Origin of the sequence: Pseudomonas sp. FP2300, from assembly GCF_030687595.1 — a bacterium.
In the GTDB taxonomy this organism is placed as follows: Bacteria; Pseudomonadota; Gammaproteobacteria; order Pseudomonadales; family Pseudomonadaceae; genus Aquipseudomonas; species Aquipseudomonas bijieensis.
In genome coordinates this window covers 3067593-3084025 of sequence record NZ_CP117440.1, presented here as the reverse complement: position 1 = coordinate 3084025, position 16433 = coordinate 3067593, and the positions used below count along the sequence as shown (strand labels likewise).

Here is a 16433-nt window from a genome sequence, read left to right as displayed (position 1 = left end):
ACAGAGGGGCGGGACCGAACGCTTGTCATGAAAATTTCATGTGGCTGTGTCGGTACGGATGTCAGGCAAAGATCGCAACGACTTGCGCCGTTGCTGATCGATGTTTTGAGTTGCTCCCAGCATGGTTTTACAGCGGACGACCTATGCCATTGCATACGTTAGGGTTACCGATGCTTAAGGGGTTGGCAGCCGTCAGGAAAGTGGTGCGGATTGCGGTTTTCCAGGCGGCTGGTAACGGCACCAGACGGTTGGCGGTGATAGCCGCGTCGTTATTGATGGTAGGGAAAGCGTTGTAGTGACGGGTAAAGAAGTTACGCACCTGTGTGCTCTGGGCGACGTCGGCATAGCACTGGCTAAAGATCACGTTGGTGAAGCCAAGAATGGGGTAGCCGGTGATTGGGAAAGGCACCACGCTTGGGTCATTTGGGCTGGTAGTCGCGGAGAATACCGGCACCCAGGCGTTTGGATTCGAGCGATTAGCGGTGGCAGGAACAGCGATTGCGGCTATAGCTGCCGAAATATTCGCTGGCGCAGGAGAAACACCGGCAACCCGGGCCACTTTTGTGGCGTCATCCAGGCCAGCCAAGGTCGATGCCGCATACGCCGGGCTCATGTAAGTGATAGCACCTTGAGTCGCGCTCACTGCATACATGGCTCCTTCACTATGAACGGCCGATAGAGCACCGGCCGGCGGCCCACCGCTGTAACTGGAGGCAAAGTTGGTGGTGACGGAGAAGGTGCCTGTTTCCGCGCACTTGGCGTTCAGGAAGCGGGTGAATAGCTCCGTGGTTCCGCTGCTCTCGGCACGGTAAACCACAGTGATTGGACCTTTACGGCCAGAGCCGGTGATCTGGCTCCAATCGATCAGACGACCGGAGAATACACCGCACAACTGGTTGACACTCAAGTCGATGCCTGCCGCGCCGGCCTTGTTGAACGGAATGGCGATTGAAGTGGCAGCCGAAGGCACCTGGATCAATGGACCCCAGGCCGCGCCATGAGCGAAGGCATAAGTGTCCAACTCGACGGGTCTGAGCTTTGAGTCACTGGCGACCCAATGCACGTTCTTGGTGGTAATGCCACCCACGAACTTGCTGTAATCGTTATTCAGAAAAGCGATCTTGCCCGCACCGCTGCCCACACCGATGTAGGGAGCGAAACCAGCGGTCAACACTCCGGCTGTCTGGTAAAGCGGCTGAGGCAAGGTCGTTCCACCGCCATTGATATCCGCCATTGCCAACGGCGCGCATAGGCCGCTGCACAACACTGCAACCGTTCGGAAAAAATGCTTGGACATGACAAGACTCCTGTCTTGAAATGCTGCGCCCTATCCGAGTCGTTCGGGCTGTAGCGCAGCTGAAAGGGGCGAAACGAGCACCATTAACTACGAGGAAATCAGCAACGGCTTGCGCCGTTGCTGATTGGTATTGCGTGTCGCTCAGGCGTGGTGTGTTACAGCGGACGACCGATACCGTTGCAGACGTTTGTGTTACCGATGCTTTGCGCGCTGGAAGTGGTCAGGAAGCTGCCACGGATGGCGGATTTCCAAGCACCTGGCAGTGGTACAAAGCGGTTAGCGGTGATAGCCGCATCGTTGCTGCTGGCCGCAGTGGCGTTGTAGTGACGGGTGAAGAAGTCACGCACCTGCGTGGATTGGGCAGCGTTGGCATAGCACTGGCTGAAGATCACGTTGGTGAAGCCCAGGATCGGATAGCCGGTGGTTGGATAAGCCACGACGCTCGGATCGTTAGGGTTGGTGGTTGCAGCGAACACCGGCACCCAGGCGTTCGGGTTGGCGCGGTTGGCGGCGGCTGGTACTGGAACAGCAGCGATGGCAGTCGAAACGTTAGCTGGGCCTGGGGAAACACCGGCAACACGGGCGACCTTAGTGGCGTCGTCCAAGCCGGCCAAGGTGGTGGCGGCGTAGTCCGGGCTCATGTAGGTGATACGACCCTGAGCAGCGTTCACAGCAGTCATCACAGCCTGGCTGCCAGTGGCGGAAACGGCACCGGAGGGCAGCCCGCCGCTGAAACTGGACGCGAAGTTGGTGGTGATTGCGAACTTAGCGTTGTTAGGTTCAGCGCACTTGGCGTTCAGGAAACGAGTGAACAGCTCAGTGGTACCGCTGCTCTCAGCACGATAAACCACGGTAATTGCGCCAGTACGGCCCGAACCGGTGATCTGGCTCCAGTCGTTCAGACGGCCGGAGAACACGCCACACAACTGATCAACGCTCAAGTTGACGTTAGCAGTGCCGGTCTTGTTGAAAGGAACGGCAACCGAAGTGGCGACCGAAGGCACCTGGATCAACGGACCCCAGGCGGTACCATGATTGGCAACGTAGCCATCCAATTCAGCCTGGCTGAGCTTCGAATCGCTGCCTGCCCAGTGCACTTTCTTGCCGCTGGTGTCGCCAGGCACCAACTTGGTGTAGTCGTTGTTCAGGAAAGCCAGTTTGCCGTTACCGCTGCCCACACCGATGTAAGGGGCAAAACCGGTGGTGAGTACACCAGCAGTCTGGTACAGCGGCTGAGGCAAGGTAGCACCACCGCCATTGACATCAGCCATGGCGGCCTGAGCGGCGCAGAGGCCGGCGAGGGTCAGGGATACCGCGAGAACGTTGCGCTTAAACATGAAGAATCTCCTTTCATCGTGTTCGTACGTAGGTTGGGTAACGCGTGCTTGCCGTCATGGCGCTCGGTCCTGTGCCGATGGCGATGGGGTGAGGCCATGGGTTAGAAATTCGCAGTTTCCGGTGACAGATAAAGGAAAAAACCTCGGGAGCTGAGGGCTGTTTTTCGGGTTTTTTCCTCGGGTGTTCGAGGGCTCTGGACCGTGGGTTCAGGCGGATTTTTCGAGGGGATGGCAAGGGCTGGTCGTGGAGGTTGCGGCGGACGGTTGGCGGGCGGCGGAAGATGACAGAACGAGGAACCCGAGTTTGGCAACGGGAAGGCTCGGGAGGTGTTGCATCCCTGCAAAATAACTGGCTGCTTTTTGTGGCGAGGGAGCTTGCTCCCGCTGGGTTGCGAAGCGACCCCAAACAGGTCGAACGCGCTTCGCCTGATGTACCGAGGTGTCAGGTTTTGGGGCTGCTGCGCAGCCCAGCGGGAGCAAGCTCCCTCGCCACGGTTTTTGCGCGGCGGCTATTGCACCAACTGGTTGATCTCGATAATCGGCAGCAACACCGCCATGACGATCACCAGCACCACGCCGCCCATGACCACAATCATCAACGGCTCCAGCAGCGCGGTCATGCCCATGGCCCGGCGTTCGATGTCTCGGGACAGGGTTTGCGCGGCGCGTTCGAGCATCGGTGGCAGGCAGCCGGTTTTCTCGCCACTGGCGATCAGGTGGATCAGCACCGGCGGGAAGACTTTTTCCACCCGCAACGCTGCGGCCAGGTTGACCCCTTCGCGGACCTTGGCCGTGGCATCGCTGACACTCAGGCTCAGGCGGTCGTTGGACAGCGTCTGGCGCGCCGCCTCCAGGGCCCGCAGCAACGGCACCCCGGCGCCGCCAAGAATCGCCAGGGTCGAGGCAAAGCGCGCGGTGTTGAGGCCCAGCACGAAACGCCCGATCAGCGGCAGGCGCAACACCCTTGCGTGCCAGCTCAAGCGTGCCTGCGGGTTGCGCAAATACATCCGCCAACCCCAGAACCCACCGGCCAAAATGCCGAAACACAGCCAGCCCCAGGCACGGATGAAGTCACTGGCGGTCAGCATCGCCAAGGTTAATCCGGGCAAGTCCTGTCGGGCCTGGGAGAACGCGCTGACCACCTGCGGCACGACGTAGCTGAGGAGGAAAATCACAATGGCGATCGACACCAACCCCACTACACCCGGATAGATGAACGCCGTGAGAATCTTGCCCCGCAGGTTGTTGCGCTCCTCGATGTAATCCGCCAGCCGCTCCATCACCTGGGCCAGGTCGCCGGACTCCTCTCCGGCGGCAATCAACGCCCGGTAGATTTCCGGAAAATCCCGTGGCCGCGCAGCCAAGGCTTCGGCCAGACGCATGCCGCTGCGCACATCGGCGCGCACTGCGCTGAGGGTCTGGGCGATGTGCTTGCGCTCGGCCTGCTCCACCGTGGCGCTCAACGCCGCCTCCAGCGGCAGGCTCGCCCCCAGCAGGCTCGCCAGTTGCCGGGTGGCCCAGGCCAGGTCGTTGTCCGATAGCTTGGCGCTGAATAGTCCACCGCCATTGGCCTGCGTCGTGTTGCGCTCCAACTGCACCTGCAACGCGGTCAATCCGCGACTGCGCAACAGGTTGAAAGCGGCTCCCTGGCTGTCGGCTTCCAAGTGTCCGGATTCGATCTTGCCCTGGGCGTCGGCGGCCTCGAAACGGTAGCGATTCATCAGGCGTCCCGTGTCACGCGCAGGATTTCTTCAGGGGCGGTGGCGCCGCTGCGCACCCAGCGCTCACCGTCCTCGCGCATGCTGAACATACCGGCCTGGCGGGCGGCGGCGCGCAGGGCCTGCTCCCCTGCCCCCTGGTGGATCAGCGTGCGGATGTCGTCGTCGATGCAGAACAGTTCGTGGATGCCGGTGCGCCCGCTGTAGCCGGTCTGGTTGCAGCTCGGGCAGCCCACCGGACGCCACGTGCCAGGCGTGGCCGGATCGGGCTGCTTGCACTGCGGGCAGAGCCTGCGGACCAGGCGCTGGGCCAGTACGCCGAGCATCGACGAGGCCAGCAGGAACGGCTCGACGCCCATGTCGATCAGGCGGTTGATGGCCGACACCGCATCGTTAGTGTGCAGCGTGGCCAGCACCAAGTGACCGGTGAGGGAGGCCTGCACGGCGATTTGCGCGGTCTCCAGGTCGCGGATTTCACCGATCATGATGATGTCCGGGTCCTGGCGCAGGATCGCGCGCAGGGCCAGGGCGAAAGTCATGTCGATCTTGGCGTTGACCTGGATCTGGCTGATACCCGGCAGGTCGTACTCCACCGGGTCTTCCACGGTGAGGATGTTGTGCACGCTGGCGTCCAGCCGGGCCAGGGCGGCGTAGAGGCTGGTGGTCTTGCCACTGCCGGTGGGGCCGGTGACCAGCACGATGCCGTGGGGCTGGCGGATCAGGTGGTCGAGCTTGTCCAGCACGTCCGGGTCCATGCCCAGGGTTTCCAGTTGCAGGCGCCCGGCCTGCTTGTCCAGCAGGCGCATCACCACCCGTTCGCCATGGCCGGTGGGCACCGTCGAAACCCGGATGTCGATCGGACGTCCGGCCACGCGCAAGGCGATGCGGCCGTCCTGGGGCAGGCGTTTTTCGGCGATGTCGAGCTGGGCCATGATCTTGATCCGCGACACCAGCGCGCCGTGCAGCGCCTTGCGTGGCGAAACCACGTCGCGCAGGGTGCCGTCGACCCGATAGCGCACCACCGAATGGCTTTCGTAGGGTTCGATGTGAATGTCGCTGGCCTCGTCCCGTGCGGCCTGGGTCAGCAAGGCGTTGATCATGCGGATCACTGGCGCGCCGTCCTGGGTGTCCAGCAGGTCGGTGATCTCGGGGATGTCCTGCATCAGCCGGTCGAGATCCACTTCGTTTTCCGCCGCGCCCACCACGGCGGCGGCGCTGCCGGTGTCGGCATAGGCCGTGTTGAGCAACCCGTCGAGTTCCTCGTCACGTACCCGCTCCAGCCGCACCTCGCCGAACTGCCGGCGCACTTCACTGATGGACCAGCCCGGCGTGGACGGGCACACCATCAGCACCGCGCCCTCGTCGGACTGGCGCAACACCAGGCGCTGGGCCTTGGCCCAGGCGTATGGGAGGGTGTTCATGCCGACGCCTCCTCTATGACTGACATGCACCCCGTGGCGAGGGAGCTTGCTCCCGCTGGGTTGCGCAGCGACCCCAAACAGGTTGAATACGATCTGCCTGACGCACCGAGGCGCCAGGTTTCGGGTCTGCTGCGCAGCCCAGCGGGAGCAAGCTCCCTCGGCACGGTACTCATTGTCCAACCGGCTCCGTTGCCGGCACCGCCTTGATCACCGCCCTGGGCGTTTGCAGGCTCACGGGCGCCGCCCCCGGGATCGCCCGGGCCGAGGCTGGCAGTTGCGGCGCCTGCATGTCCGGCAACGCCCAGCTGCGATCCGGTTGCAGCAGGCCCTGGGCGCGGCGCATGAAGTCGTAGCGGTTGAGGGTGATGCCACGGCCCGCCGCCGTGTCGCGGATGATGTAGGGCCGCAGGAACACCATCAGGTTGGTCTTGGTGATCTGTCGCCGCTCATTGCGAAACAGCGCACCGATACCGGGGATGGTCGACAGCCACGGCACCGCGTCGTTGCTCTGGCTGTAGCCATCCTGCAGCAACCCGCCCAGGACCATGATCTGCCCGTCGTCCAACAGGATGCTGGTGTCGATGGCACGCTTGTTGGTGACAATCCCCGTGGTGCTCGAGGCGCGGTTGTCGACGCTACTGACTTCCTGATAGATATCGAGCTTGACCGTACCGCCCTCGGAAATCTGCGGCCGGACATTGAGCTTCAAGCCCACCTCCTCGCGGGTCACGGTCTGGAACGGGTTGTTGCTGGTACCACCGCCACCGGTGACGTAGCTGCCACTGACGAAGGGAATGGTCTGGCCGACAAAAATGCTCGCCGCTTCGTTGTCCAGGGTCAGCAGGTTTGGAGTCGACAGCACGTTGGTGCCGCCCTTGCTCTTCAGCGCCCGGGCCAGGACCTTGAGGTCGAGGATCTTGCCGATGCCGGGAATGTCCACCGTGCCATTCACCACACCAAGGTTCAGGCCCTGGGGCAGCACGTCGATGCTGGTCTTGCCGTTGAGGTTGAGCCCGGTACCACCAAGGTTGACCCCGCCGATCACCCCGCTGCCACCGAGGTTGCCGGTCTGCCATTGCACGCCGAATTCGCTGGCGTCGTCCTCGCCAACCTCGACGATCAGGCTCTCGATCACCACCTGGGCGCGGCGCTGGTCCAGCAGGTCGATGACTTCCCGCAGGTTGCGGTACAGCGGATCCGGCGCCGAGATCAGCAAGGTGTTGGTGGTGGCGTCGGCCTGGATGGTCACGCCGCCAGCGCTGAAGGCGGTGCCCTGTTCGTTATTCGTCGAAGTGGTGGTGGAACCGTTGCTGCCCTGGGCGTAACCGTTACCGCTGGCCGACGCACTGCCGCTGGTGGTGCTGCTGGTGCCATCGCCACTGCTGCCCTGCCCGCTCTGGCCGTTGGTGTTGCCACCCATGCCACTGAGCACCGAGCGCGAGTTGTCGTTGCCCTCGCCTTCGCTTTCCCCGGTGAGCAAGCCGCGCAGGGCCTGGGCCAGTTTGCCGGCCTGGGCGTTGCGCAGGTACACCACATGCAGGTTGCTCGGGTTGTTCTGGGCGTTATCGAGCTTGTAGATCAGGTTGCGCGCCAGTTCCGTACGCTCGGGGCTCCCCGCGCGAATGATGATGGAATTGGAGCGCGGGTCGCCGATCACGTTGATCTTCTGGGTCTGGTCACCGCCTTGGGTCTCCAGCAGGTCAGAGACCATTTGCGCGATGTCGACGGCGATGCCGTTGTGGACCGGTACCACGTCGGTGTCGATGGCACTCGGGGTGTCGATGCCTTCGATGAGCTGCGCCACCCGTGACAGGTTCTCGGCGTAGTCGGTGACGACAATGGTGTTGTTGCCCGGGTAGGCATTGATCGGGTTGTTCGGCGACACGATCGGGCGCAGCACCGGGATCAGGTTCACCGCGTTTTCGTATTGCAGGCGGAAGGTGCGGGTCAGCATGCCGTTGCCGGCCGGTTTGTCGGCGCTGTAGATCGGCCCGCCCAGCAGCTTGGCGTCGGCCTCCGGCACCACCTGGGCGACGCCGCCGACATCCACCACGCTGAAGCCTTGCATGCGCAACGCCGCTAACAGCATGTCGTAGGCCTGGTGAGCCGGGACCTGGCCTTCGGAAACCAGCGTCAGGTTGCCCTTGACCCGCGGGTCTACCAGGAACTGTTGGCCGGTGGAGCGGGACAAGGCCCGCACCACTGCCTGGATATCCGCCTCGACGAAATTCAGCGTCACCGGTTGGTCACCCAGGGGCGTGCGTACCGGCGCACTGCTGCGTGGCTCTCGGGCACGGGCGGTGAGATCGACCTGATGCCGCACCGCTGGCTTGCGTTCACGCAGGTCCTGGGCCCGCTGGCGATCCAGCAGTGCATCGCCACTGCGTTGGGTACTGCCCAGCGGAATGCCCAGTTCACTGTCCACCAGCAACGGTGGTTGCGACGCGGGCGGCGTGCTGTTGCACGCACTCAGCGCCAGCAATAACAACGGTGCAGCCTTGCGCCAATGACGTGGGTATCTGGCCCCTTTCATGAAGCTTCCTTAGCGCCTTGCGCCTGATCCATGCGAACGGTTCCGGACAGTGTGCCGGCGGTGTTGTCGGGGTTAGCGAGGTGGTCGGAATCGGTCGGGGTACGCTGCAAGCGGGCCTCGATCACTTCCAGGGAGAATTGCCGCGGGTTGCCCAACAGCCAGCTGATCACAGCCTCGGCGGGGGCCTTGTCGAACGTGAGCTGCCAGGCATTGGGGAGCTCGGTGCCGAGCGTTTGCAGTTGGTAGTGCTGGCTCAAGCCACTGGCGTCCAGGCTCTGGCGCAAGGCGGCTTCGAGGGGCTGGCCTGGTGCAGGCCCAGCGACGTCACGCAACAGCACTTCGAGGGCTTCGGCCTGTGAACGCAGCTTCGGGGTTTCGGCTTGCCAATAGGCGATGGTCTTGAGCGGCGGCTGGATCAGGGCGAGCCAGACCAGGCAACCGCCCAACACCAACGCAGCCAGGGCCACGGCGGCTTGTTCGCGCACGGCAAGTCCCTGCCAGAACGTGCGCAATCGCGTGCGAACGGTTTGCCAGCGCCCCCACGCCAGCGCCAGGGAGTGCTTATTCATCATCGGCGTCCGGATTCTCGTCGGGGGCGTCCTGACTGCCCTGGCCGACCGTTGCCGCTCGCAGGGTCCAGCCCTGGTCGATGGCAACGACGTCGATGCCAGCCTGGGCCAGGGGAATTTTCCAATCCTCTTCGGCGGTGGTTTTCTGCGCCTCGGCCACGACATTCAGGCGCAATTCACCGTTCTCGAACACCAGTGCCTGGACATTGCCGCTCATGAAAGGCATGGCGCTGCCCGCCTGTTGCACCAGGCTGGAGAAGCGTTGGGCCGGGTCGCTCGCCGCACCGCTCTGGCGCGCAGCGATTTGCTGGCGCGCCTGTTGCAACGGGTTGAGGATCACCGGCAGCTCGGGAAACGCCTGCTTCACCCGTTGGCTCATCTGCACCTTGAGCCGTTGGCCCTGGGCCGCTTCGCGGGCGGCGTAGAGGTTCAGCCCGACCACCCAGACCGCCAGCGCTGTCGCGCAGATTGCCGCCGCCCGGCCCCAACCGCCGCGCTCGACTGCATTGCGTGAAAGACCGGCATGCAAGCCCCAGCCCGGCGCCGGACCAGTCCAGCGCTGGGTGTCGGCCAAGGTACTGATCGACGGTTGCGGCGGCGCCTCTGCAACCCAATGCAACCCGGCCCCAATTTCCAGCAGCCATTCATCCAGCGCCTCTTCCTGCAACGGTTGCACCACAGCGTACTGAAGATCATGGCGCACCAGCAGGTGGCCGTCCTCGATACAGGCCACCGGCCCCGACAGCACCGGCAAGGCGTAGGCCGCCGGATAGAGGCCGCGCAGCTTCATGCCGGCCTGGTGCACAAGCCGGCCCAGGTGGGCGAGCGACTCACGGTCCAGCCAGGCGATTTGTACCTGCCCGTCGGTCCCACGCGGACTATGCGCCACTTGCATCTGCTCGCTGGCACCGAGCATCAGGGCCTGGGCCGCGCACGTCACCGCTGCGGTGATCTTGGCCGCTGGCAACAGTGGCAACTCCAGGCGGGTCAGCAAACTGTCGCGGGGATGAAGGAAGCATTCCACCGAAATATTCTTGGCGCCTTGGCCCAATGCTCGCAGGCTGCCGCGGCCCTGTTCGCGGACCTGGCCCTGACGATCCAGCCAGGCGAATGCCATCTCGCTGTCGAGATCCAGGCTGCCCAGCGGCGCCAGGGCGATGCGCAAGCGCGTCATACGCCCACCCTTGACCAGATCACTTGGGGCAAGCGGTCCTGGGTGCGTTGCAGCAGGGCTTCCAGTTCAACCCGCCGCTGACCGCTACGCGCCTGGCCGCGCAGGCGGAACCAGTCGCTGGTGATGCCGACCTTGACGCTGGCAGTGTCCAGTTCCGGCATGCGCAGGCGATTGACGAAATCGCCCCGATTGATAAACCAGTGACCGCCGTCGCGCTCCCGGACCAGCGCCTCGGCCCGTTGCAGCGACAACCCCGGCACGTAGGCGGCCAGCACCGGAGCACTGGCGGTGTTGCCATTGAGCCAAGTGTTGGTCGGCAGGATCGTCACGTAAGGCGCCAGTGTTTCCAGCAACCGCGCCGTGACGCCCTTGACGCTGCGCAGGTCTTGCAAGGTGCGCAGCATCGGGCGCGTCGGCGCCAGCGCCCTGTTGGCGGCCTGGGGCGAGGTGTCCCGGCCGCTGTCGAAGGTATTGCCCTTTGGCGCTTGTTCCACCCGCTGCGGATTCAACAGGCGCGGATAAGCCTCGACGACCCTTTCGACGATGCGCCTGCGGACCGTCGCAGCAACCCCAAGCTGCTCGCACAAGCGTTCGAAGGCGCGCACTTGTTCCTCATCCACCTGTTCATTGGCGACGAGGTTGCGCAGGTTGAACTTGCCTTGCTCATCTTCCAGCTGGCCTTCGAACGGCGTGTCGATCTGGCCTGATTCCGGCATCACGATAGGTTTCGCCCAGGGTTGGCCGAAGCGCGTCAGTGGATCGCGCTGACGGGCGTCCCAGAGCAACTGGCGACTCAGTTGCAGGCCGCCCTGCAACCGCGCTGTACCCTGGACGCGCAACTGCTCGGCCTCCAGGCTGCGGGTGAACAGGGTCTGGCGGGTCAGCATGCCGCCAGCGATGACCGCTACCACAGCGGCAATCAGCAAGGCACTGATGACCGCCATGCCGCGCTGCTTCGCCGCGAGGGGCGAATCCGTTCGCATCACGGCCCTTACAACTGCCAGGAGCCAATGTCGGCATTCACGCCGTCGCCGTCAGGCTGGCCGTCGGCCCCCAGGGAAAAGATGTCGACTTCGCCGTTGGCGCCGGGGTTGAGGTAGTTATAAGGACGGCCCCATGGGTCGTTGGGCAAGCGCTCCAGATAAGAGCGCCAGGTGCTGTTTTTCGCATCGGCCGGCTTTTCCACCAGCACCTTGAGGCCCTGGTTCATGCTCGGGTAACTGCCGTGGTCCAGGCGATACAGCTTCAAGGCTTGCATCAGGCCGCCAATGTCCTGTTTCGCCGCCGTTGCCCGGGCCTGGTCGGGACGATCGAGGACCTTGGGCACCACCATCGCCGCCAGAATGCCGAGAATCACCACCACGACCATGATTTCGATCAAGGTGAACCCCAGTTGCCCGCGAGGGCCTTGGGAACGGGCGTTGTAACGGGCGATCTGCATCTCGACGGTCCTTCGCTGGATTCGATTCGAGGCGCAGTGTTGCAAGAAAATATGTCAGTGATATTGAAATTGCTCAGGAGCTTGCGTCGTCAATCGGTCATGAACGTGGACTAGCCTTGAGGGCTGCCTTCGCCCATCGAGCCCGCGCCATGCCACGCCCTGCGCTACAAGCCGGCTTCACCCTGATCGAAGTGCTGGTGGCCCTGGCGATCATCGCCGTGGCCATGTCGGCCGCTGTGCGCGTGGCCGCAGTGATGACCCAGAGCAACGGCCTGCTGCGCGACAAATCCATCGCCTTGTTGGCCGCCCGCAGCCAACTGGCACAGTTGCGCTTGGAAGGACGGTTTGCCCAGGGTTCGAAAGTGTTCGAGTGTGACCAGGGGCGACTGTTGCTGCGTTGCGAACAGAACCTGCGCCCGGCGGAAAATGGTCGGATGTTGCGGGTTGAGCTGACCGTGTCGGACCGCAGTCGCGAAGCACCACCGTTGGCGCGATTGGAGACGTTGGTCAGCCGAGAGAAACCTTGAGCGGTGTGGGCTAACACATCCTCTGTGGCGAGAGGTTTATCTGTGGGAGCAAGGCTTGTGTGGGAGCAAGGCTTGCCCGCGATACAGGCGCCTCATTTCTTCGGAGACTGCGTCGTCTTCATCGCGGGCAAACCTTGCTCCCACAGGGAAGGCAAGTTCACTGAGTCCGGCAACCGGGCGAGGACCAGCCGGGTCTGCTCGTTACCCCGCTCGATGACCACCGCCTGTGCCTCGATCGCCACCAACCGTACCCCTTGGGCCACGCGTTCACCGACCAGGAAACTGCGCGGCGGTCCGTCGTTGAGGCTGAGGATCGCCACGGGTGCGCGAGTGCCGGCCATCACGCCGCTGACCTTGATATCCACCGGTGCCGGCTGGTTGGAGAACCATTGCAGCGCCGGGTTATCGGAACGCTCGGCCAGGCGTTGCGGGGCGACATCCGGCGTGCGCGACTCGGCCGATGTCAGCAGCAGCGAAGACCAGGTCGCCACCCCGGCCAACGCCGCCAACAGGCCCACCGCCTGAACGATTTGCGCCGGGGACACACGCTCGATGAACGCCATGGCCTGAATCTCCTTTTTGATTCCAGCCTGCAGCGTACGCGCCAATTCTCTCCGTTTTATTTCACATCCCTATCATCTTCACCGTGCAGGATGACTCTCACGCAAAGGAGCGCCCATGAACCTCGGCAAGCAACGCGGTTTCACCCTGATCGAACTGATGGTGGTGCTGGTGATCATCGGCATCGCCAGCGCCGCTGTGAGCCTGAGCATCAAGCCGGATCCGTTGAAGTTGCTGCGTCAGGATGGCGAACGGCTGGTGCAGCTGTTGCAACTGGCCCAGACCGAAGCGCGCACCGACGGGCGGCCGATTACCTGGCGCTGGGACGCCAAGGGTTTTGGCTTCAGTCGTCGCGCCGATCAAGGCGCCGGGGTGGATCACTTCAAGGACGACCCGCAACTGCATCCACGGCGCTGGCAGAGCCCATCGATGGAGGTTCGCGTGGAACCCAGGCAGCGGGTCGTGCTGAATGCCGAATGGATCGGCGAACCCTTGCAGATCCGCCTCTCAGACGGCCTGAACAGTCTCACTGTGCAACGCAGTGCCGCCGGGCGGGTGCAACTCCAATGAGCACGCGGCAGACGGGTTTCACCTTGCTGGAAGTGATGGTAGCGATCCTGCTGATGGCGGTGGTCAGCCTGATCGCCTGGCGCGGGCTGGACAGCGTGACCCGTGCCGACAGCCACTTGCAGGCCAGTACCGAACAGACCGAGGCCTTGCTGCGAGTGCTGAACCAACTGGAACGCGACGTCGCCCTGCGCGCCAGCATCGAACTGAGTGAACCGGTAAAACCCGACGTCGACGACCAGCCCTCGACCGCCCCGCCCGCCCTCACCGTACGCAGCACTGAAGGCCGGGGGTTTCGCCTGGATGTGATCCGCGTGGCGGCGGCCCGGGAAGGCGAGTTGCAGCGAGTGCGCTGGTGGCTCAAAGGCGACACGCTTTACCGCGCCCAGGGCCAGGCCCGCGATCGCTACCCACTGCCAGCACCCGGCCCGGGCGTGGCCGTGCTCAGTGACGTCAGCGACGCCGGGCTACGGTTCTGGGACACGGAAAAAGGTTGGCGCAAGCTCAGCGGCAACCGTCAGGAAAACCCGATGGGCATCGAGGTCAGCCTGACCCGCCAGACACCTCAAGGCGTCGAGAAGTATCGACAGGTGCTAGGGCCGCTGGAATAAGCCAAACAACACAGTCCCTTTTGGGAGCGAGCCTGCTCGCGATAGCGGTGGGTCTGTTAGAGGTGATCTCGGATGTGCCGGCCCCATCGCGAGCAGGCTCGCTCCCACAGGGTTATGGAGTGAACTGAAGATTTGAGCACAACACAGGCCCTCTGTGGGAGCGAGCCTGCTCGCGATAGCGGTGGGTCTGCTAGAGGTGATGTCGAATGTGCCGGCCCCATCGCGAGCAGGCTCGCTCCCACAGGGTTATTGGATGACCTCAATATTTCGGCACAACACAGGCCCTCTGTGGGAGCGAGCCTGCTCGCGATGAGGCCCGCCCAGGCGCCGCCGGCCTCAGCTCAGCACCACCACCCCACCTGGCAATTCCGTGCATTTGGCGCCGTAGGCATCGCGGATCAACAGCGCCACGCCCGCCAGCTGGTCGAGGCGAAACCGCGCCTGGACCTTGCGCTGGCCCAGTTCGCGATTGAGCAGCAGCAACATACCGGGCCGATAGCGATTGATTTCATCGATGACGCTGGCCAGGGTCGCGTCGTTGAACACCAGCACCTGTTCGCGCCAGGCGACGGCCGCCGACACATCGGCACGCTTGGGAGCGCCCACCCGGCCAGGGTCGTAAGTCAGTTGCATGCCCGGCTCCAGGCGAAACCGCTGGCCTTGCACTTCAACCTGCACCACGCCCTCCAGGCAGGTGGCGCAAACACTCTGGTCGGTGTAGCGAATGTTGAAGCGTGCCCGGGCGGCGCTGATCCAACCGGTGCCGGCCTGGACGCTGACCACCTGCGCACTGCGTCCCTGCACTTCAATCTCACCACTGAACAATTGCAACCCTTGTCCGCCATCGGCCAGCGGGCGACGGCTGAGGCGGGTCTGGGTGTTGAGTTCCAGGCTGACGCCCTCGGCCAACTCTACCCGGCGCTGCTCACCCACCTCAGTGATGTAATCGGCCCCCAGCCCGGAAACACCGCCGGGCACCGTGGCGCGGATCAACAGGAAACCGGCCGACGCCGCGATTGCGCCGCCCAGCAACGCCCGCCGCCCGAAATGCTGGGGCGCCTGCAATGCCGCTGCGGCGGGTTGCAGCCCATGCCACAGCGCCTTGGCCTGTTCGAAAGCCTGCGCGTGTTCGGGGCTTTGCCCGCACCACAGGCGCAAGGCCCGGGCATCGGCCACTGTAGCGCGTCCCGAGGTCAGCAGGATCAGCCAGTCTCGGGCCTCGCTGGCCAATCGGGCCTGGGGCGTGGCGTCAGGGGAAGCGATGTTGAAGATGTTCAAGCGCACACACACTCACGAAAGGGTCGGGTCTCTACTCTCAAGACGGTTTTCCCGCGCCGGGACCGAACCGCTGAATGACTTTTCTTTCCAGGCGCAGGGCGCAGTGCCCCAGCGCAGCCTTGATTTCTTTCTCCACCATGCGGGTGGAGATACCAAAGCGCTGGGAGATTTCCAGGTGCGGCGCCTCTTCCAGGCGTGCGGCGATAAAGATCCTGCGACGGCGCGCCGGCAGTTCGTACAAGGCCTTGAGCAGGGTCTGCAACTCCTTCTGCCCACCCACCACCCGGGCCGGGTCCAGCGCTTCATCAGAGACCTGCAGCAGCTCCTCGATTTCATCGCCCGTGAGCAGGCGCGCATCGGCCTGTCGACGGTCGGCGGCGATGTTCAGGGCCATGCGATACAAATAGGCGTTGGGCTGGGCGATCTCCTGCGTATCGACCATGCGATCGACCCGCAGATAGGTTTCATGCAGCACATCGTTGGCCAGCTCTTCGGAGCCCAGACGCTTGCGCAGGCGCACCTTGAAATCCTCATAAGAGGTGAGAAACAACTTCACCAACGGGCTGCGACCGGAGTCTTTCATCGCCCGGACACCCCTTCCCCTGCTGTGCATTCCATGCTTCTTCCTGATGAGTCGGGTAACAAAAGCAGGGTCACCGGCTGGCGCAACGAACTGGGCGCCGGGCGGTCGATCCTGAGGTTTTGCAAACTGTTGACCAGGGCCTTGTCCCGCACCAGATCGCCCGTGGAACTGACCAGGCGGCTGTGCTGGACCACACCGTCCCGGCCGATCCACACTTGCAGCACCGCCCGAAAACTGCCCGGGCGGGTCAACGGTGAACGACACAAGTTGCGCTGGATGACCGCCTGGATGGCTGCCGCGTAGTTGCTGTCACTCAAGCCCGGAGTAACACCGGGAGGCAGCGGCACCTCACGGACCCGCACCGGCTGCAACGTGAACGCATCCGCCCGGGCATAGTGCGCCGCCAGCCCAGTGCCGCTGAGCAACACCCGCAACCCTTCCGAGGGTGTGAACTGCCCCTGGACGCCCAGCGTATGACGCTGGCTCGACAACTGGTGGTCCACCAGCACCGCCATGCCCGTCGCACGGCTGAACTGCTCCAGCGCCGTGGTCAGTTCCTGGGGCGCGATGTCCAGGTCCACCAGGCCGACTGCCTGGATCGGCGCGGCCAACAGACACAACAACACCATCAGCCAACGCAAGGGCGCCCTGATCAATCCACGCCCGCGTCCGCCCCCGGCTCTGCCCTGCTGCACGACTGACGTATCCGTTGAAAACCGTCATCCTGAGGGGTGTTTATGAATGTCGTATGACAACTGATACAAATCCTCAAGGCCACACTAGACTGATGCCCAGACAACGAACCGTCCGCTGCGG

16 protein-coding genes are annotated in these 16433 nt (G+C 63.7%); 3 read left to right on the top strand and 13 right to left on the bottom strand.

Features of this window, described 5'->3' with window-relative positions:
* Nucleotides 1–127: 127 nt before the first annotated feature.
* The 9 genes from PSH86_RS13810 to gspG all read right to left on the bottom strand — a co-directional run bounded on the left by PSH86_RS13810 (nt 128) and on the right by gspG (nt 11490).
* Nucleotides 128–1297, bottom strand: coding sequence for a substrate-binding domain-containing protein (locus tag PSH86_RS13810; RefSeq protein WP_305490260.1), 1170 nt, complete (start codon nt 1295–1297; stop codon nt 128–130).
* Nucleotides 1298–1452: 155 nt separating this feature from the next.
* Complete coding sequence (locus PSH86_RS13805; RefSeq protein WP_305490259.1) at nt 1453–2634, bottom strand: substrate-binding domain-containing protein; 1182 nt, start codon at nt 2632–2634, stop codon at nt 1453–1455.
* A gap of 509 nt (nt 2635–3143) precedes the next feature.
* On the bottom strand, nt 3144–4355 hold the full coding sequence (gene gspF / locus PSH86_RS13800) for a type II secretion system inner membrane protein GspF (protein ID WP_249016393.1): 1212 nt from the start codon (nt 4353–4355) through the stop codon (nt 3144–3146).
* The gene (gspE, locus tag PSH86_RS13795; RefSeq protein WP_305490258.1) at nt 4355–5773 is read right to left on the bottom strand and encodes a type II secretion system ATPase GspE; all 1419 of its coding nucleotides are present in this window, start codon (nt 5771–5773) and stop codon (nt 4355–4357) included. The genes gspF and gspE overlap by 1 nt, the downstream gene beginning before the upstream one ends.
* Nucleotides 5774–5942: 169 nt before the next feature.
* Nucleotides 5943–8306, bottom strand: a complete 2364-nt coding sequence (gspD, locus tag PSH86_RS13790) for a type II secretion system secretin GspD (protein WP_305490257.1) — start codon at nt 8304–8306, stop codon at nt 5943–5945.
* Nucleotides 8303–8875, bottom strand: a complete 573-nt coding sequence (gene gspM, locus PSH86_RS13785; RefSeq protein ID WP_163853953.1) for a type II secretion system protein GspM — start codon at nt 8873–8875, stop codon at nt 8303–8305. The genes gspD and gspM overlap by 4 nt, the downstream gene beginning before the upstream one ends.
* Nucleotides 8868–10049 carry a type II secretion system protein GspL gene (gspL, locus tag PSH86_RS13780; protein WP_163853955.1) on the bottom strand — a complete coding sequence of 394 codons (1182 nt, stop codon included), beginning with the start codon at nt 10047–10049 and terminating at the stop codon, nt 8868–8870. The genes gspM and gspL overlap by 8 nt, the downstream gene beginning before the upstream one ends.
* Nucleotides 10046–11032: a type II secretion system minor pseudopilin GspK gene (gspK, locus tag PSH86_RS13775; RefSeq protein WP_305490256.1), complete on the bottom strand. Its 987-nt coding sequence runs from the start codon at nt 11030–11032 to the stop codon at nt 10046–10048. The genes gspL and gspK overlap by 4 nt, the downstream gene beginning before the upstream one ends.
* 8 nt (nt 11033–11040) lie before the next feature.
* Nucleotides 11041–11490: a type II secretion system major pseudopilin GspG gene (gene gspG / locus PSH86_RS13770; RefSeq protein ID WP_116832211.1), complete on the bottom strand. Its 450-nt coding sequence runs from the start codon at nt 11488–11490 to the stop codon at nt 11041–11043.
* A 149-nt stretch (nt 11491–11639) separates the two neighbouring features.
* Here gspG and gspI point away from each other — a divergent pair, with 149 nt between their 5' ends.
* Entirely contained in the window at nt 11640–12017 is a 378-nt protein-coding gene (gspI, locus tag PSH86_RS13765; protein WP_116832210.1) for a type II secretion system minor pseudopilin GspI, read from the top strand.
* A 92-nt stretch (nt 12018–12109) separates the two neighbouring features.
* On the opposite strand, the gene PSH86_RS13760 is transcribed toward gspI, so the two are convergent.
* The gene (locus tag PSH86_RS13760; RefSeq protein WP_116832209.1) at nt 12110–12580 is read right to left on the bottom strand and encodes a type II secretion system protein N; all 471 of its coding nucleotides are present in this window, start codon (nt 12578–12580) and stop codon (nt 12110–12112) included.
* 115 nt (nt 12581–12695) lie between these two features.
* Between PSH86_RS13760 and gspH the strand changes: the two genes are divergently transcribed.
* Nucleotides 12696–13148: a type II secretion system minor pseudopilin GspH gene (gene gspH, locus PSH86_RS13755; RefSeq protein WP_305490255.1), complete on the top strand. Its 453-nt coding sequence runs from the start codon at nt 12696–12698 to the stop codon at nt 13146–13148.
* On the top strand, nt 13145–13756 hold the full coding sequence (locus tag PSH86_RS13750) for a type II secretion system protein GspJ (RefSeq protein WP_305490254.1): 612 nt from the start codon (nt 13145–13147) through the stop codon (nt 13754–13756). The genes gspH and PSH86_RS13750 overlap by 4 nt, the downstream gene beginning before the upstream one ends.
* Before the next feature lie 336 nt (nt 13757–14092).
* Here the strand turns inward: PSH86_RS13750 and PSH86_RS13745 are convergent, their stop codons facing one another.
* The 3 genes from PSH86_RS13745 to PSH86_RS13735 are packed head-to-tail and all read right to left on the bottom strand — an operon-like array spanning nt 14093 to nt 16246.
* Nucleotides 14093–15034 carry a FecR domain-containing protein gene (locus PSH86_RS13745; RefSeq protein WP_305490359.1) on the bottom strand — a complete coding sequence of 314 codons (942 nt, stop codon included), beginning with the start codon at nt 15032–15034 and terminating at the stop codon, nt 14093–14095.
* Nucleotides 15035–15071: 37 nt separating this feature from the next.
* The gene (locus PSH86_RS13740; RefSeq protein WP_305490253.1) at nt 15072–15617 is read right to left on the bottom strand and encodes a sigma-70 family RNA polymerase sigma factor; all 546 of its coding nucleotides are present in this window, start codon (nt 15615–15617) and stop codon (nt 15072–15074) included.
* Nucleotides 15614–16246: a secretin and TonB N-terminal domain-containing protein gene (locus PSH86_RS13735; RefSeq protein ID WP_305490358.1), complete on the bottom strand. Its 633-nt coding sequence runs from the start codon at nt 16244–16246 to the stop codon at nt 15614–15616. Before PSH86_RS13735 ends, PSH86_RS13740 begins: the two co-directional genes overlap by 4 nt.
* Between the last annotated feature and the right edge of the window lie 187 nt (nt 16247–16433).

Excerpts from the sequence above, each read along its gene's own strand:
- PSH86_RS13810 (WP_305490260.1), bottom strand. The coding sequence starts at position 1,297 with ATGTCCAAGCATTTTTTCCGAACGGTTGCAGTGTTGTGCAGCGGCCTA.
- PSH86_RS13805 (WP_305490259.1), bottom strand. The coding sequence starts at position 2,634 with ATGTTTAAGCGCAACGTTCTCGCGGTATCCCTGACCCTCGCCGGCCTC.
- gspF (WP_249016393.1), bottom strand. The coding sequence starts at position 4,355 with ATGAATCGCTACCGTTTCGAGGCCGCCGACGCCCAGGGCAAGATCGAA.
- gspE (WP_305490258.1), bottom strand. The coding sequence starts at position 5,773 with ATGAACACCCTCCCATACGCCTGGGCCAAGGCCCAGCGCCTGGTGTTG.
- gspD (WP_305490257.1), bottom strand. The coding sequence starts at position 8,306 with ATGAAAGGGGCCAGATACCCACGTCATTGGCGCAAGGCTGCACCGTTG.
- gspM (WP_163853953.1), bottom strand. The coding sequence starts at position 8,875 with ATGAATAAGCACTCCCTGGCGCTGGCGTGGGGGCGCTGGCAAACCGTT.
- gspL (WP_163853955.1), bottom strand. The coding sequence starts at position 10,049 with ATGACGCGCTTGCGCATCGCCCTGGCGCCGCTGGGCAGCCTGGATCTC.
- gspK (WP_305490256.1), bottom strand. The coding sequence starts at position 11,032 with ATGCGAACGGATTCGCCCCTCGCGGCGAAGCAGCGCGGCATGGCGGTC.
- gspG (WP_116832211.1), bottom strand. The coding sequence starts at position 11,490 with ATGCAGATCGCCCGTTACAACGCCCGTTCCCAAGGCCCTCGCGGGCAA.
- gspI (WP_116832210.1), top strand. The coding sequence starts at position 11,640 with ATGCCACGCCCTGCGCTACAAGCCGGCTTCACCCTGATCGAAGTGCTG.
- PSH86_RS13760 (WP_116832209.1), bottom strand. The coding sequence starts at position 12,580 with ATGGCGTTCATCGAGCGTGTGTCCCCGGCGCAAATCGTTCAGGCGGTG.
- gspH (WP_305490255.1), top strand. The coding sequence starts at position 12,696 with ATGAACCTCGGCAAGCAACGCGGTTTCACCCTGATCGAACTGATGGTG.
- PSH86_RS13750 (WP_305490254.1), top strand. The coding sequence starts at position 13,145 with ATGAGCACGCGGCAGACGGGTTTCACCTTGCTGGAAGTGATGGTAGCG.
- PSH86_RS13740 (WP_305490253.1), bottom strand. The coding sequence starts at position 15,617 with ATGAAAGACTCCGGTCGCAGCCCGTTGGTGAAGTTGTTTCTCACCTCT.
- PSH86_RS13735 (WP_305490358.1), bottom strand. The coding sequence starts at position 16,246 with ATGGTGTTGTTGTGTCTGTTGGCCGCGCCGATCCAGGCAGTCGGCCTG.